Here is a 14,758-nt window from a genome sequence, read left to right as displayed (position 1 = left end):
TTAAGAATAAAAAGATAAAAAATATTTAAGGAGATGGATATGCTCAAACAGAGCATAGGCATTGGCATGCTTCTCATGGCAGGTCATGCATTTAGCGCAGAAATTATCGTTACAACCACTGAAGATGTTGTAAAGGATGACAAGGAATGTTCACTTCGTGAAGCCATAGAATATATCAATAATGGTATGCCAGAAGCCGGATATAATGGTTGCGGGGGTAAAGACGCCTATGCCTCAATTTCGCTGAAAAAAAATGAAGTTTATAAACTCACTAAAAAAATTGATATTAAAGCAGAACTGAATCTGAAAACGGCGTATGGCAGTAACGTCAATGAAGATGTCGTACTCGGTCTTAATAATGCCGTCATTGAAATGACGGGTAAGGATCAAATTTTTAATATTAATGATGGCGAAAAAGAACTACTTGCGATCAATTTTAAAGAAATTTCATTTAAAGGATGTAAGCAAGATCAATGTGCTGATAAAGGCGGCATCATTTTTAATAATGAAAAACTTACACTTGAAAATGTAAAGTTTGAAGATGGCTATGCACGACTTGGTGGTGCAATCTACAATGTTGGATTTTCAGAAGATGGCGCAGCTGTAGCAAGCCGTCTATATATACGAACCACGATTTTTCAAAACAACAAAGCGGTAGATGGTGGTGCAATTTACTCAGAAGCACCGGCTTATGAAATCTATACATCTTTGTTCAAAAATAATGAAAGCACTTCTGGTCGAGCGATTGTTTACAATCAAAATGGGCTCGCAGACATCAGCAAGTTGGTGTTCAGTAACCCTCAAAATATCATTGCCAATAGTACTTTTTTCAAAAACAAAGGTTTTGCTGTCAACTTACGTGATGGTTTAGCACTCAATAATATTACAGTACTGAAGAACAGTGGCGGTATCGAACTAAATAGTACCTCTGAGCATGCTTATTTAGCCAATAGTGTGGTGATTGGTAATGCGCTCAGTGGTACCGCTCAAGATTGTAAAGTCGTGAACTCAGGAACAGACCAATCTGTTTTTTATAACAACTTAGTGGCTGCGAGTTGTCCTGTTGGGCCTGCTGCAAATTTAAATGATGTATGGTCTGGGACGAGTTTAATTGCGGGTGAAGATGAAGGTAGCTGTAAAACCTTAACAGAAGATCGTAATGCACTTTTCTGTCCATTTACCACAGCAAATAACGCATTTATTGGTTATTTACGTCCTCGTATTTTATTAGATTACGAAACGATTTTCTCAAGCCCGATATTAAATAAGGGGAAGACCACAGCAGATGGCAATGAGCATCATGTGTATTGTGAGTCTTCTGATCAGCGTGGAAAAAATCGTAATTTGGATGATGTTTGGTGTGATCGTGGGGCTATCGAAATTGTGGTTCCTGTGAGCATGCCTCGCTTAGGTAAAGACATACGTACAGGTGAAGTGGCGAAGTTTAATATCTTAGATGCTTTAGGTGACAGTGATTTAATTCCAAAAGAAGAATGTACAAAAGTGATGGGTATGGCAAATCCAACAGGTGAGCCATGGCAAGATGGTTGTCCAATAGTTGTACAAAGCACCGAATCAAAAGGTAAATTTACACTGAATTTGAATGGTGATTTTGAATACACGCCAAATGGAAATTGGCATGGCGCAGATATTTTTGAATTGCGTGTGGTGACGTCTTCAACCCGTTTTAATACTTCGGCAAAAAATTATTTAGCTGCAGAAGTGCGTATTTTCCAAGAACCAAACAATGAAATGGAAAGTAAAACCGTTAAAACTTCGGGTGGTGCTCTAGGCTGGGCGAGTATTTTTGCGCTGCTTGGCTTAGTTGGATTTCGTCGCTTTAAAAAATAGTCTGGATAGAATTAAGGACAGCACATGAAAAATTATAAAAAAGGATTGCTGGCGGTCATGGTCCTTGCGGCTATGTCATCTATGGCAGCGACAAGTAACATCATCAAAGTTACGACCTTTGATGATGAAAATGGTGAAAATCTCAATCAATGTTCTTTACGTGAAGCGATTGAAACTGCACGTAAAAACAAATCTTTTGGTGGATGTAATGTCGGTAATCCAAATAATGGGCAGACCGATTATATTCAACTTGAAGCAGGTGAATATCTTCTGACTAAAGGTGAGTTAGTTCCGCTCAATCAGATCGTGATTGAGGGGAAAAGTCGCTTTAACTATGATTCAAAAAATTTACTGACGCAGAAATTTCCTGCCTATGAAGATATTAGAACGACGATTAATGCCCAAGGCAAATCGCGTATTTTTAATACTTCACGTTCAGAAGCCAACTTTATCGTCAATAATGTTCGCCTTACTGGCGGGATGGCAGAAGATCGAGGTGGTGCCTTGTATTTAGGGGGAGCATTTACCTTAAATAATGGTGCAATTGAAAACTCTCAAGCCAAAGTTGCTGGCGGTGCAATCTACTCCGTTGCGCATAATATATCGAAAAAAACATTATTGGTGAGCAGTTTAGTTCAGGGCAACGTTGCACCTAAAGGTAGTGTTGTTGCTATGGACTGTATCGGGAACTTGGGGGATACCCAGCCTGAAATTGTGTTCCAGCAAAGCAGTATTATTCAAAATGGTTCATCGACGAGTAATAGTGTGATGGACTTCTGTGGAAAGGCCAAAGTTGAATTGACAGCAAATACGATTGCAAAAAACCAAGCAAATCCAAGTGCGGGTAGTATTATCCGTGCCATTTCTCAGGGAACGGATCGTTTAAGTGCTTTTTCTAGCTTCGTTTTAACCAGTAATACAATAGTCGAAAATAATGCGGCTAGTACTTATTATTATGACAATAATGGTGGAAAAGCTTGGTATTTCAATGTGTTGTCCTATAATACTGGTGGTAAGTCTTGTCGTTATCTGAATAATGCTGTACCTGATAATGGTCAAAAGTTTGTTGCGAGTAATAATGCTTTTGAACTGGCAGCTGGGCAGTGTGATTTACCCGAAAGTGTGCTGAATAATACAGAAAGCTTTCTGCAAAACCATGATGTAAGTAGTTATGCTATGGGCACTTTATTAAGCGCCCTACAAACAAAATCTGCTTATAACTTGTATTTACCTTTGTATTACCCGAAAGCGATCGGCAGTGGTTTTGACTTGATCAATCTTGGCTTAGAGGGATGTAGTAAAGCCGATCAACGGGGTATTTTGCGGATTACGAATGGTACCTTGCAGCTATCACCTGCACAACGAAATACTTGTGAGATTGGTTCGGTTGAATTAATGAATTTAACTGCAGCAGATATGGCAGAGATTACCAACGAGTCCTTAGCAGCTATTCAAGAGAAATATCAAAAAACAATTGATGATTTGAAAAAGGATATCGAAGATCCAGATTATGCAGAATACAAAGTTGCCAATCAGGATGATTTAACAAAATACGAAGCGGTATTAAGTGCATTAAAAAATAACCTCAAATATCGTGCAGTTTATTTTGATCCATTCCCAGCATCATTACCTCAAGAAGAGTCTGTGAACGGAAGTGCTGAAACACGACAAATTGCCTTAAATGCTGACAACTATACCGTGACGACTTCACCAATCGGCATTGGTAGTGAAATTACGGTGTCTAGTACAGGCGAAGCAAGTATTGTGGGTAATCCACCACATGACCTGCACTGTGATTGGGATGCTGGAATAAAACAAATCGTTATATATCGCACCAGTGGGGCAACAACAGCGCCTACCGAATACGGTTTTTGTAAATATACGCTAAAACAAAAGACAGGGAGTCAGGCGGAATCCTCTGGTGTGGTCCGTGTGGCATTTAAAAATATGACCCCAGTGGCCAAAGCTGCTCAATATACAATTAGTCCGTCAAATAATTTGTCTGTTACCGTCAATAATTTATTAGAAAATGCTAATGATGATGGTGATGGTCCAGTTACATCTATGCCAGCGGGCAAATCGGTATGGCATAAAAATGAAGAAGGTCAAATTATCCCAATTCGTTTTACGAAAATCCCAGCAGGTTTAAACTTTGAAGCTGAGTATAGTGGCAGTTGCCCAGCAAGTTATTTAAAGGAAACTTGCTACGGTGGCAAGATTACCTTCTCTGTAAAAAATGGCTTTAGTCAGTTTGACTATCCTGTTGAATATAGCGTTGTCGATAGTGATGGCATTGCATCAAGCAATGCAATTCTGACTCTTAAGAATACCGCGAAAAACACCAACTCTTCTTCTAGCGGCGGTGGTTCGATGGGATTATTTGGGCTGTTGACACTGATTGGTTTAGGTATGTATCGTCAACGTCGGTTGAGCAAGTAATACAATAAAAAAGCCTCGATAAGAGGCTTTTCATGGCTTAACTAATTTAATTGATTTGATTTTCGCAACATGCTGCTGTTTTAGATTAGTGAGCGACAGCGATAGGCTGTAAATATTTGTTGATATACTCATCGCGAATAGCAGGTCGTTCATCAGGACTAGCTTTTTGCATACGTGTCGCGAGTTCTTTACGTTCTAAAGTACTCATTTTTTGCCAAGTTTCGCGCATACGTTGCTTTTCACTATCTGGAAGTTGAGTGAACCAATCCATGCGCTGTTGCAAGCTGACACGTTGATCTGCAGGAATCTCTTTGAGTGCCTGATACTTTTTAATTAAAGCCTGTTGTTCTGCTTCAGATAGCGAATCCCAAGTTTCATTGACTTGAGTATCAGCATCTTTTGAAAAAATCCAAAAGCGATCAAAGCCAGCAAAACTGGTTTGCAAAAAACTAAAAGCACAGAATGCAATTGCTAATTTTTTAGCTGCCATGTGGAACTTTGTCCTCACCCAGAACCATCAACATTTCAAGATCTTCCACCATTTGAGGGGAGAGCTTAGGGGTTGAAATCACCTGATTTTGTGGTTTGTCATCCAGTACAGTCGCATTCGGTAAAATGACAAAACCTGCAATTGCTGCTGCAAGTGCAAAGCCAGACATTTTCCAGAAACCATAACGAGAAGTTTCGCGCTGATGAATATCTTCAAGCACGTTATTCATGACAGTTGCTTTGTCTTTATGGTGCTGTGCGAGTCCATCAAGTTTGGAAGTTACTTGCTTTAAGAAATCATCTTGTTTCATTCGGATGATCCTCCCATATGTGGATTCAAATGTGCCAAAGCGGTACGTAAACCTTGAATGGCACGGTGGTAATGTGTTTTCACACTGCCTTCGGAACAATTCATAATTTCTGCAGTTGTATGCGTATCAAAGCCTTCCCAAGCTCGCAACATAAATGCTTGTTGCTGGCGGACTGGAAGTTCTGCGATAGCATCTTGTATTTCCTCTGCAGTGACAGCCTGATCCAGAAAGTCGAAAGGGTTTGGTGTAGATTCATCTACAACATCCTGTATTTCGACATCGTCGTCATCTAGGCTGACTTTTCTAAATAGGGAAAACGGCTGCGAACGACGTGCTTCCTTTCGACGCCAATCTTGCAGCTTATTATTTAAAATGGTGTAAAACAGGGGATACCATTCCTCTGTGGACTTTTCAGCATAAGCTTTATGTAAGGAAATAAAGGCTTCTTGCACCAAGTCCATGGCAATGCCATGTTGACCGTGCGTTGCACTTTCCATCATTACTAAAGCACGCCCCGTCACTTCATTCATGAAGTTTTTCAGGCGAGACTCAGCCGTGCTTTTTAAAACACTGCTGTCTTGCGTCTCGGACTTTTTGGGTGCTAAATCCATAGAGATGGAAAATCCTGTCATCGGATACCCACCATTATTTCCATATTCATATACAAATAACGATGGAAATAACGGTTAGGTTGACAAAAAGAATTATTATTTTTTCTAGTGTAGTCTATTTTTTTCAGGCTTAAGCGCTAAATACAATAAAATAACGATTTTACTGACGCTGACGTACCATTTCAAAAAAACAGATCGAGCCAGCAATGGCTACGTTTAGTGATTCTTGACCACCCGGTTGAGGAATCGCTACGGCTTCTGCATGTTGTAATGCATACTCAGAAACACCTTGACCTTCATTGCCTAAAATCCACACACATTGTTTGCGCAAATTTTTGCTATATAGGTTTTCAGACTGATGTGAGCTTGTTGCATACACTGGAATTTTGAATTTCGTCAAAATATCTTCAAGGGCAATATTTTCAAAGGTATTTAATGAAAAATGTGCGCCCATACCTGCGCGTAATACACGCGGTGACCAGAGTGATGCAGAGCCTTTGGTACAAACGACTTGCTCAATACCTGCTGCGGCAGCAGAACGGAGTAGGGCGCCTACATTACCAGGGTCTTGAATGTTGTCTAAAATTAAGGTGTCTTCACTGAAGTTAAGCGCTTCACTTGAACTTGGTAAATCCACAATCGCTAAGCAAGCAATAGATGTTCCAAGTGTACTGATATCTTTGTATAAAGATTCACTTAGAATAAACACCGCACCTTGATATTGTTCCGCAATGCGGTCGAAGTCGGCATGATTAATTGCTTGTTCAGTGGTGAAAATCGATTTGATTGGACGTTTTGAGTCTAACCATGACAACACCAAGTGTGTGCCTTCCAAAACAGTTTGACCTTGTTTTTTACGGTAGGCATTTTGTTCAATTAAGCCACGTAGGTGCTTAATTTTCGGGTTGTCTTTTGATTCGAGATAAATCAGAGCCATGGGGGAGATATCCACGAAAGTCAGCAAAAATACTGACTTTCGTTATAAGAAATTAATTATGGTATGACGTAACTAGGTCAACTTCGTTTTTAGAACCAATAATCACAGGAACACGTTGATGAAGTTCTGTTGGTTGGATGTCTAGAATGCGGACACGGCCTGTTGTAGAAGCACCGCCAGCTTGTTCCATCAACATACTCATTGGGTTTGCTTCGTACATTAAACGTAGACGGCCTGCTTTTTTCGGATCTTTGAAGTCGTATGGATACATGAAGATACCGCTACGGCAAAGAATACGATGAATATCACCCACCATACATGCGACCCAACGCATATTGAAGTCTTTTTCACGCGGGCCAGTTTTACCTGCAAGCAGTTCGTCGATATAACGTTTTACAGGTTCTTCCCAGTGACGTTGGTTCGATGCATTAATTGCATATTCTTTAGTGTCTGCTGCAACCGCAATCGCATCTTTAGTTAATAAGAATTCTTTGCTTTCTGGATCAAAAGTAAAGAAGACTACGCCAGCACCGACAGTTAGAGCCATCATTGTTGATGGACCATACAGTACATAACCTGCAGCCGCTTGATTCACACCCGCTTGCATGAAATCTTCAGCTTGCGTTACCGCATTTTTTGCAGGAAGAATTGAGAAAATTGTGCCAACACACATGTTGATATCGATGTTGCTTGAACCATCTAATGGGTCGAACAAAACAAGATAATCGCCATTTTCTTGAGCTGGTGTGAATTCATCTAATTCTTCAGATGCCAAACCACCGACATGTGGATGAACTTTTAATGCATCGATGAGGTAATCATTTGAAATGACATCAAGTTTCTTTTGTTCTTCACCTTGAACGTTTTCGTGTTGCGCGCTACCCAATACACCAGCCAAAGCACCTTTTTGTAAAAGAAGGTCGATGTCTTTGCATGTATTACCAATTGTTTCAATAACTTGTGCTAATGCAGGAGTAAGATTACCACTTTGTTGTTGTAGAAATTGGGAAAGGGTGAGATTTGACATAACCGGAAAACTCCAAATATTAATTTATCAAAAATGATAAAATGTGATTGTGCAACATTTTAGATGAGAACGAAGGAAAAGAAAAATTAAACTAGACTATTTGTCGTGATTTTACCCTTGCAAGTCCTGAATAACATGCTATGTTGAATCTAATGTATAAATCGAAAGACAGGGAGCACAACAATGACCACACAAAAATTTGATGCGACTCCGACTGCAACTGAGGGATTGAATTTAGACGATATTTCTGCGGATACCGTTAAAGCTGCATGGAGCAGTTACGAAGCAAAAGCAGAGTATAAAAAGTTCAATAAACATGATCTCATTGAGTCGATGCAAACAGAAAAAGAAAATGCTGAACATCCAGAAGCAGAAGCGTAATGATTTGGATTATTAAGCTAATTTTCTAGTTGGTAAAGCTAAGGATATCGTTTTAAAAGTCGTTCATTTGCATTTTTAATTGGATATTTTCTTAAGTTCTAAAGCCGCTAATCGAATTTATCCTGAGTTAAAGGGCTAAATTGAGTTAAAGCAAAGAACGTTGAATAGAACGGTGCAAATGAAACGATATAAATTAAATGATACAGGTTAAATCAAAAAAGCACTCATTAATGAGTGCTTTTTTAGCTCAGTCTTATTCAAGTCTTATTCAAGTCTTATTTAAGTAGCGGAGGAACAGCTTCGTAGTTAATTTCTACGCGGCGGTTTTCTTTCCATGCATTTTCATCATGACCCGCATTGATTGGCATTTCTTTACCATAACTAACTGCTTCAAGCTGATTTGAACTTACGCCTGTTGTAATCAGGAAGCTTTCAACAGCTTTGGCACGACGCTCACCAAGCGCCATGTTGTATTCACGAGTACCACGTTCATCGGTATGACCTGTTAAAGCTACGCGTGAGTTTGCATTAGCAACAAGGAACTGTGCATGAGCTTGAAGGGTTTGTAAGTCTTCATTGCTAAGCTCTGTACTGTCGTAGTCAAAGTGTACTACGCGCTTCGCTAAAAATGCTTTATTCGCTTCAGTTACACCTTTAGATGATGCACCGGCTAGGTTTTGTGCATTGAGTGCTGCATCTTCACTTAAACCAGAAGTGTTTACAGTGGTTGAGCTATTTGGGTTTTGTCCTGCTTGTACGTCTGCTGCAGGTTTACGGCTGGCACAACCAGTCATTACTAATGCTGTAGCTAAAACAGGTAATGCAATCAGTTTCATCGCTTTCATATTGATCTCCATGACGGTTATTTATGATGTTTCATTAAAAAGTTATTGTTGAATAAATCATGCAGTGTTTATTTCGGTGCCCAAGCTGGTTCACGAACTTCACCTTGTTCACTTGGTAAGTTCATGCGGAAACGACCATCTAAAGACATGATCGAGAGCAAACCACGGTTTGCTTCACGCGTTGCGTACACCACCATTTGACCATTTGGTGAGAAGCTTGGGGATTCATCTAAACTTGTTGGCGTTAAAATATTCGTTACACCAGAACCAATGTCTTGAACCGCAACTTTATAGTTACTACCGCTAGGACGATGTACCAAAGCTAATTTTTTACCGTCCGCACTTAACGTACCACGTGCATTGAAAGCGCCACGGAAAGTCAAGCGTTTGACACTTTCAGCACTTAAGTTGTAGGTGTAAATTTGTGGAGAGCCACCACGGTCAGAGGTAAAAATAAATGATTTACCGTCAGGTGCATAACGTGCTTCTGTATCAATCGCTGTGTCATTGGTCATGCGTTTTAATTGGCGAGTCTGTAAATCCATTTGATAGATTTCAGGATTGCCATGCATCGATGCGGTAAATAACATTGATTTACCATCAGGTGAGAAGCTTGGTGCACCATTCAGGCCACGGAAACTTGCTACTTTTTCACGGTTACCACTTGCTAAATCTTGGATGTAAATCGCAGGGCGTTTGGTTTCAAATGAAACATAGGCTAGCTTTTTCGCATCAGGCGTCCATGCAGGGGACAAGATTGGATCACGTGAAGTCAAAATGGTACGGGGTTGTTCACCATCCGTATCTGCAATTTGTAGGGTATAGCGCTGATCTGGTGTTGCTGCATTACGCAATACATAGGCAATACGGCCGCTGAAGTCACCTGGAATACCCGTTAAAGCTTGATAGATTGCATCACTGATCATATGCGCTGCTTGACGATAACGTGAAGCAGGCACAGTGAGTAGTTCATTTAACAGGTATTGTTTTTTTTCAACATCATACAGTTGGTAGTGAATTTCATAAGAGCCATCAGCCGTTGTTTTTGATGTGCCTGTCACGACATAGGGTACGCCCGCAGCTTTCCATGCTTCTGCATTAGGTGAATTTATTGTTGCAGTTGCAGGTAAGTTTTTAGAGGCACTGGTAAATTTACCTGAGCGGTTCAAGTCATTTTCAACCACTGGATAAATATTTGAGTCATTACTAAAAGGCACGATCGCAATTTTAGGTGCTTCTTCAGGAGCTTTAGTGATTTCGAGGTGAAGCTGCGCATGCGTTTGAGTCACTAAAACTGGGCTCAAAGCAGTGAATACGGCTAAGCAAAGAAGATGTTTACGCGTCATTTCCATCATTCGCTAATTACTCTAAAAATGTGAGTTATTGTCTGTATTTGGTTGTGTCACATAATGGCATGATTTTGGGATATTGAAAGCACAACATTATGATTAATCTGTTATTCGTCTGTGAATTCGTGTCTAAACAATCACATTTTATGATGACACTCATTTAAATCTAATGCTTTGATTCGCTAATATTCTTATTTGGATAGAAAAGAAATGGAAATGAACTGAGATTCACGGCGAGCATCTGGATTTTCTGGTAATTCAAAAGGTGCAGAACGGCGTATGGATTTTTCAATACTTTTTTTAAAAGCTGAATTTGGTACATCATTAATGACAATAGATTGAATTGAGCCTGATGGTGTTAGAGTAATTCTCGCGTGGGCTTTTTGCCCAGTTGATTCTGCTGGCGCTTGCCAGTTGCTAAGGATAGTTTGCTGTATTATTTTCTTTGTATTAGATGCAATTTTTTTTGCTTCAGCTTTTTTAGCCGCATCTACTTCAGCTTGCCGTTTCGCTTCAGCAATTTTATGTTCTAGTTGAAGCTTATCTTGTTCAGAATATGACTTCGTCTTAGCCGCTGTTGCGTTCGAGGAACGCTCTGCTATTTTCTCAGGTTGAATCTTGTCAGCCGTTTGAATGCTGGTAGGGGTTGCAAAGGTTAATGATGAGCCTGCGATTACAGAAAATAGAAACGAAAATTTAAAGAAATGCATCATTTTAGCTTAATCCAATTGGAAGATTAGAGATTTTGATCAATAGAAAAATCCCCGCAATCAATGCAAGGATTTATCAAACTTAATTTGAAGATCTAAATGTAGAGGTAAAACTTTGTGCTTCACGTCTAGCATCTGGGTCGCTAGGCATCGGATATGGTGCAGCAGCACGAACTGCAGCCTCAATACTGGCTTTCATATCAGGATCACTTGAGCTTACGATGACTGCTTGGACAGCACCTGTTTCAGATAAAATCACGCGAGCAATGGCCGTTTTACCGCTAGAGCCAGGTGGTGTATCCCAAGCACGTTTGATTTTATGTTCAAAATCACGTTTAGCGGTTGAAGCGATTTTCTTGGCTTCCGCTTTTTTCTTTGCATCTTCTTCATTTAGAGCATGTGAAATGGTTTTAAGAGGCGTTTTTACGTCCTGTACTGATTTCTCAGGTTGAGTTGTTTTAGCATGATCCATCAGCAAAGCATTAAATTGTTCAGGTGGAATATGGTCAGGCATGGTCGAAGAAGGGATGTAAATTGAACGATTTTCGGCGAATGATTGAGAGCCTAGGAGTGTTAGTGTCGAAAATAATAATGTTTTCATGTTATATAATTCAGTATATAAGTAAATGAAAAATCCCCACAAGGTTTGCAGGGATTTAAAAATTAACGTGATGACTTGAAGGTGGACGTAAAACTTTGAGCTTCACGTTTTGCATCTGGGTCACTCGGCATTGGGTATGGTGCAGCAGCTCGAACAGCAGCCTCAATACTGGCTTTCATATCAGGATCACTAGAGTTCACAATCACTGACCGAACTGAACCACTTTCCGTAAGGGTAACGCGAGCAGTCGCCGTTTTACCTGCAGAGTCAGAAGGCGTATCCCACGCACGACGAATTTTATTTTCAAAATCACGTTTAGCAGTTGAGGCAATTTTCTTCGCTTCAGCCTTTTTCTGCGCAGCTTCTTCAGCGGCTTTGCGCGCAGATGATGCTTTGGCTTCCTCAGCTGCACGTTCACGCGCTTCGGCATCGGCTTTAGCCTTTGCATCTGCCTTGGCTTTTGCATCGGCATCTGCTTTACGTTTTGCAGCTTCTGCATTGGCCTTGGCTTTCGCATCAGCATCTGCTTTACGTTTTGCAGCTTCCGCATTGGCCTTAGCTTTGGCATCAGCATCTGCTTTACGTTTTGCAGCTTCCGCATTGGCTTTAGCTTTTGCATCGGCGTCTGCTTTACGTTTTGCAGCTTCTGCATTGGCCTTAGCTTTTGCATCAGCATCTGCTTTACGTTTTGCAGCTTCCGCATTGGCTTTAGCTTTCGCGTCTGCATCTGCTTTACGTTTTGCAGCATCCGCATTGGCCTTGGCTTTTGCATCTGCATTGGCTTTTGCCGTTGCTGCAGCTTTGGCTTTGTCAGCTTCTGCTTTTCTTAAAGCATCGGCACGGATTTTTTCAGCCTTGGCTTTGGCATCAGCATCGGCTTTACGTTTAGCGGCTTCAGCATTGGCTTTGGCTATCGCATCGGATTTGGCTTTAGCTGCATCCGCTTTGGCTTCTTGTTGTGCTTTTAGTTTTGCAGCTTCAGCAGCTTTAGCTTGTTCTTGAGCACGTTTTGCATTGTCCGCAGCTTTTTGTTCAGCAAGCTGCTGTGCTTTTGCCGCAGCGAGTGCCTGTTGAGCAGCAATCTGTGGATCTGCCTTAGGTGGTTCTGCTGGCTTAGGTGGTGCAGCCGTTGGAATCTCGGGTGCCGGTTCAACGCTAGGTTCTGCTGTTTGCGTGATTTGTTCAGCTACATTTTCATGCGCGGTTTCATCAAACTCAGTGACTTCACGTGTTACAGGTTTTAAATCTTCCGGTTTTACCAAAACAGTGGTTATTTTTTTAGGGGGCTCAGGTGGTTTACTCATGCCAAGATAAAGTAAGCCAACCACAGCGACGATATGCACACCTAGTGTGAAACCAATCGCAACGGCTTTTTGTTTAAAAGGCGGCTTGTTGAAATCTTTCATAAATTATTTTAATGGCTCAGTCAGTAAACCTACTTGTGTTAAACCTGCATCTTGAAGGGCAGACATGAGTTTCATGACTTCACCATAAGGACGAGATTCACTGCCGTTAATCAGGACACTCATTTGCTTTTTCTGTTCGCTCGCTTCATTTTGCGAGGCCGTTAAAACAGATTTAAGTTCATCGAGTGTGAGTACATCATCTTGATGATTTTTATCTTCGAGAGTGATCGTGCCATCTGCTTTCAGTGTAACAATCGCTCTACTATCTTCCGCTTGCATAGGCGTGCCATTTGCCTGTGGTAAGTCGACTTTGACACCTGTGGTGATCATAGGTGCAGTGACCATGAAAATCACCAAAAGAACTAACATGACATCAATATATGGTACGACGTTCATGTCACTTTTTAATGGTTTTTTGATGCGCTCAAAGCGTCCAGAACGTTGAATAGCCATTAGTCATTGTCCTGAGTTGAACCTACAGACTGGCGTTGTAATAACGCAACCATTTCTTCGGCAAAAAGAGCACGATCGTTATAAACGGCTTCACCTTTGGCTGTAAAATGGTTAAATGCTAGTACAGCAGGAATTGCCGCAAAAAGACCAATGGCCGTTGCAATCAATGCCTCTGCAATACCAGGAGCAACCGTAGCAAGGGTGACTTGGTCAACATCTGCTAAACCAATAAAAGCGTTCATAATGCCCCAAACGGTACCGAATAAACCAACATAGGGTGCAACCGATCCAATACTCGCAAGCGCGCCTAAACCATTTTCTAAATGTCCTTGGTCACGGCTTAAACCCACACGAAGAATACGTTCTGTACCTTCAATGGATTGTTCTGCGCTGGCATTACGCTTTTTAAGTTTGAAAAACTCGCCTAAACCTTGATAGAAAACATCTTCAAGGCCAACACGTTTCGAGTTGAGTTGAGCATTATTGTATAAAGTGTTGAGTTCGGCGCCAGACCAAAAGATTTTTTGGAAATGTTCATCATCGGCCTGCGCTTTTTTATAACTCATGTGTAACTTGGCAATCAGATACCAACTGAATAACGAAGCTAAGAGCAGCAGGAGCATTACCAGTTGTACGACAGGACTTGCTTGTAAGATGAGGTCTGAAACTTTGAGTGTTGATTCTAGTTGAGTTGCCATAGTTACTACATGTGCCAAATAATTTTTTTAATCTTGTTCCAATTCTTTCAGAATCAGTTCACGTATTTCATCAGGAAGGCGACGGGGTTTCATCTCTGCACTGATACATGCCAATTCTACCTCACCTGATGCCAGCATAATATCACCACGATAAATATTTTGTTGCAACACAAATGACGTAGCCTTACACGAAACTACACTTGCTGTAACAGTAATCAGGTCATCCATTAATATAGGACGTGAATATTTCACATTAATTTTATGAACGACAAAGTTGTAATCTTTTTGATGCCAATAATGGTCTACACCTGAAGCGCGCAGCCATTCTGTGCGGGTACGTTCCATAAAGCGAATATGATTTGCGTGGTAAACAATGCCACCTGCATCTGTATCTTCAATATATACACGAATGTTGAATTCGAATTTATTCGCCATGAGAGTGTTCCGTCTTTATAAAATCTGAAAAATATTGTTCTGCACTTCAGCATAGAATTAGAGCATTTAAAAATGGCGATAATTCAATGATTCGTCAAGTGCTTCAATGACGGGCAGTTTAGCACCGTGAGTCATCAGTCCAATGGCACAAGGTTTCAACTCACGTAAATCTTTAACTTTCGTAGTTGTCATTATTGGTTAAAAAAGAGACTACT

16 protein-coding genes and 1 pseudogene are annotated in these 14,758 nt (G+C 40.7%); 3 read left to right on the top strand and 14 right to left on the bottom strand.

Annotation, left to right across the window (positions count from 1 at the left end):
• Nucleotides 1–39 precede the first annotated feature (39 nt).
• Nucleotides 40–1,851, top strand: coding sequence for a rhombotarget A (gene rbtA / locus FTU79_RS00995; protein ID WP_180048728.1), 1,812 nt, complete (start codon nt 40–42; stop codon nt 1,849–1,851).
• A gap of 24 nt (nt 1,852–1,875) precedes the next feature.
• Complete coding sequence (locus tag FTU79_RS00990; RefSeq protein ID WP_180048727.1) at nt 1,876–4,290, top strand: CSLREA domain-containing protein; 2,415 nt, start codon at nt 1,876–1,878, stop codon at nt 4,288–4,290.
• A gap of 85 nt (nt 4,291–4,375) precedes the next feature.
• Here the strand turns inward: FTU79_RS00990 and FTU79_RS00985 are convergent, their stop codons facing one another.
• The 5 genes from FTU79_RS00985 to FTU79_RS00965 all read right to left on the bottom strand — a co-directional run bounded on the left by FTU79_RS00985 (nt 4,376) and on the right by FTU79_RS00965 (nt 7,665).
• Complete coding sequence (locus tag FTU79_RS00985) at nt 4,376–4,780, bottom strand: DUF3106 domain-containing protein (protein WP_078192044.1); 405 nt, start codon at nt 4,778–4,780, stop codon at nt 4,376–4,378.
• Nucleotides 4,770–5,090 carry a hypothetical protein gene (locus tag FTU79_RS00980; RefSeq protein WP_078190377.1) on the bottom strand — a complete coding sequence of 107 codons (321 nt, stop codon included), beginning with the start codon at nt 5,088–5,090 and terminating at the stop codon, nt 4,770–4,772. Before FTU79_RS00980 ends, FTU79_RS00985 begins: the two co-directional genes overlap by 11 nt.
• Nucleotides 5,087–5,701, bottom strand: a complete 615-nt coding sequence (locus tag FTU79_RS00975; RefSeq protein ID WP_111883945.1) for an RNA polymerase sigma factor — start codon at nt 5,699–5,701, stop codon at nt 5,087–5,089. Before FTU79_RS00975 ends, FTU79_RS00980 begins: the two co-directional genes overlap by 4 nt.
• A 160-nt stretch (nt 5,702–5,861) precedes the next feature.
• The gene (locus tag FTU79_RS00970; protein WP_180048726.1) at nt 5,862–6,638 is read right to left on the bottom strand and encodes an RNA methyltransferase; all 777 of its coding nucleotides are present in this window, start codon (nt 6,636–6,638) and stop codon (nt 5,862–5,864) included.
• Between the two features lie 52 nt (nt 6,639–6,690).
• On the bottom strand, nt 6,691–7,665 hold the full coding sequence (locus tag FTU79_RS00965) for a class 1 fructose-bisphosphatase (protein ID WP_078192041.1): 975 nt from the start codon (nt 7,663–7,665) through the stop codon (nt 6,691–6,693).
• A 183-nt stretch (nt 7,666–7,848) separates the two neighbouring features.
• Here FTU79_RS00965 and FTU79_RS00960 point away from each other — a divergent pair, with 183 nt between their 5' ends.
• The gene (locus tag FTU79_RS00960; RefSeq protein ID WP_078190373.1) at nt 7,849–8,046 is read left to right on the top strand and encodes an NF038105 family protein; all 198 of its coding nucleotides are present in this window, start codon (nt 7,849–7,851) and stop codon (nt 8,044–8,046) included.
• A 275-nt stretch (nt 8,047–8,321) separates the two neighbouring features.
• On the opposite strand, the gene pal is transcribed toward FTU79_RS00960, so the two are convergent.
• The 9 genes and pseudogenes from pal to FTU79_RS16460 form a co-directional block, all read right to left on the bottom strand.
• Nucleotides 8,322–8,891: a peptidoglycan-associated lipoprotein Pal gene (gene pal / locus FTU79_RS00955; RefSeq protein WP_180048725.1), complete on the bottom strand. Its 570-nt coding sequence runs from the start codon at nt 8,889–8,891 to the stop codon at nt 8,322–8,324.
• 68 nt (nt 8,892–8,959) lie between these two features.
• Nucleotides 8,960–10,243 (bottom strand): Tol-Pal system beta propeller repeat protein TolB, encoded by a 1,284-nt coding sequence (gene tolB / locus FTU79_RS00950; protein ID WP_171319182.1) that lies wholly within the window; start codon nt 10,241–10,243, stop codon nt 8,960–8,962.
• A gap of 188 nt (nt 10,244–10,431) precedes the next feature.
• Nucleotides 10,432–10,953 (bottom strand): TonB C-terminal domain-containing protein, encoded by a 522-nt coding sequence (locus FTU79_RS00945; RefSeq protein ID WP_257224221.1) that lies wholly within the window; start codon nt 10,951–10,953, stop codon nt 10,432–10,434.
• A gap of 79 nt (nt 10,954–11,032) precedes the next feature.
• Nucleotides 11,033–11,338, bottom strand: a pseudogene (locus FTU79_RS00940) (cell envelope integrity protein TolA); the annotation flags it as partial.
• Between the two features lie 275 nt (nt 11,339–11,613).
• Nucleotides 11,614–12,957, bottom strand: coding sequence for a cell envelope integrity protein TolA (gene tolA / locus FTU79_RS00935; protein ID WP_180048724.1), 1,344 nt, complete (start codon nt 12,955–12,957; stop codon nt 11,614–11,616).
• Between the two features lie 3 nt (nt 12,958–12,960).
• Complete coding sequence (tolR, locus tag FTU79_RS00930) at nt 12,961–13,410, bottom strand: protein TolR (RefSeq protein ID WP_180021912.1); 450 nt, start codon at nt 13,408–13,410, stop codon at nt 12,961–12,963.
• Entirely contained in the window at nt 13,410–14,108 is a 699-nt protein-coding gene (tolQ, locus tag FTU79_RS00925; RefSeq protein ID WP_078192037.1) for a protein TolQ, read from the bottom strand. The genes tolR and tolQ overlap by 1 nt, the downstream gene beginning before the upstream one ends.
• A 27-nt stretch (nt 14,109–14,135) precedes the next feature.
• Nucleotides 14,136–14,543, bottom strand: coding sequence for a tol-pal system-associated acyl-CoA thioesterase (ybgC, locus tag FTU79_RS00920; RefSeq protein WP_078190367.1), 408 nt, complete (start codon nt 14,541–14,543; stop codon nt 14,136–14,138).
• 66 nt (nt 14,544–14,609) lie between these two features.
• A complete protein-coding gene (locus FTU79_RS16460; RefSeq protein ID WP_257223222.1) occupies nt 14,610–14,735 on the bottom strand; it encodes a hypothetical protein in 126 nt (41 codons plus the stop codon).
• Between the last annotated feature and the right edge of the window lie 23 nt (nt 14,736–14,758).

The organism is Acinetobacter sp. YH12144 (assembly GCF_013418345.1).
GTDB classification, from domain to species: Bacteria; Pseudomonadota; Gammaproteobacteria; order Pseudomonadales; family Moraxellaceae; genus Acinetobacter; species Acinetobacter amyesii.
The sequence above is the reverse complement of the archived record's forward strand: the minus strand, read 5'-3'. Positions and strand labels throughout refer to the sequence as shown.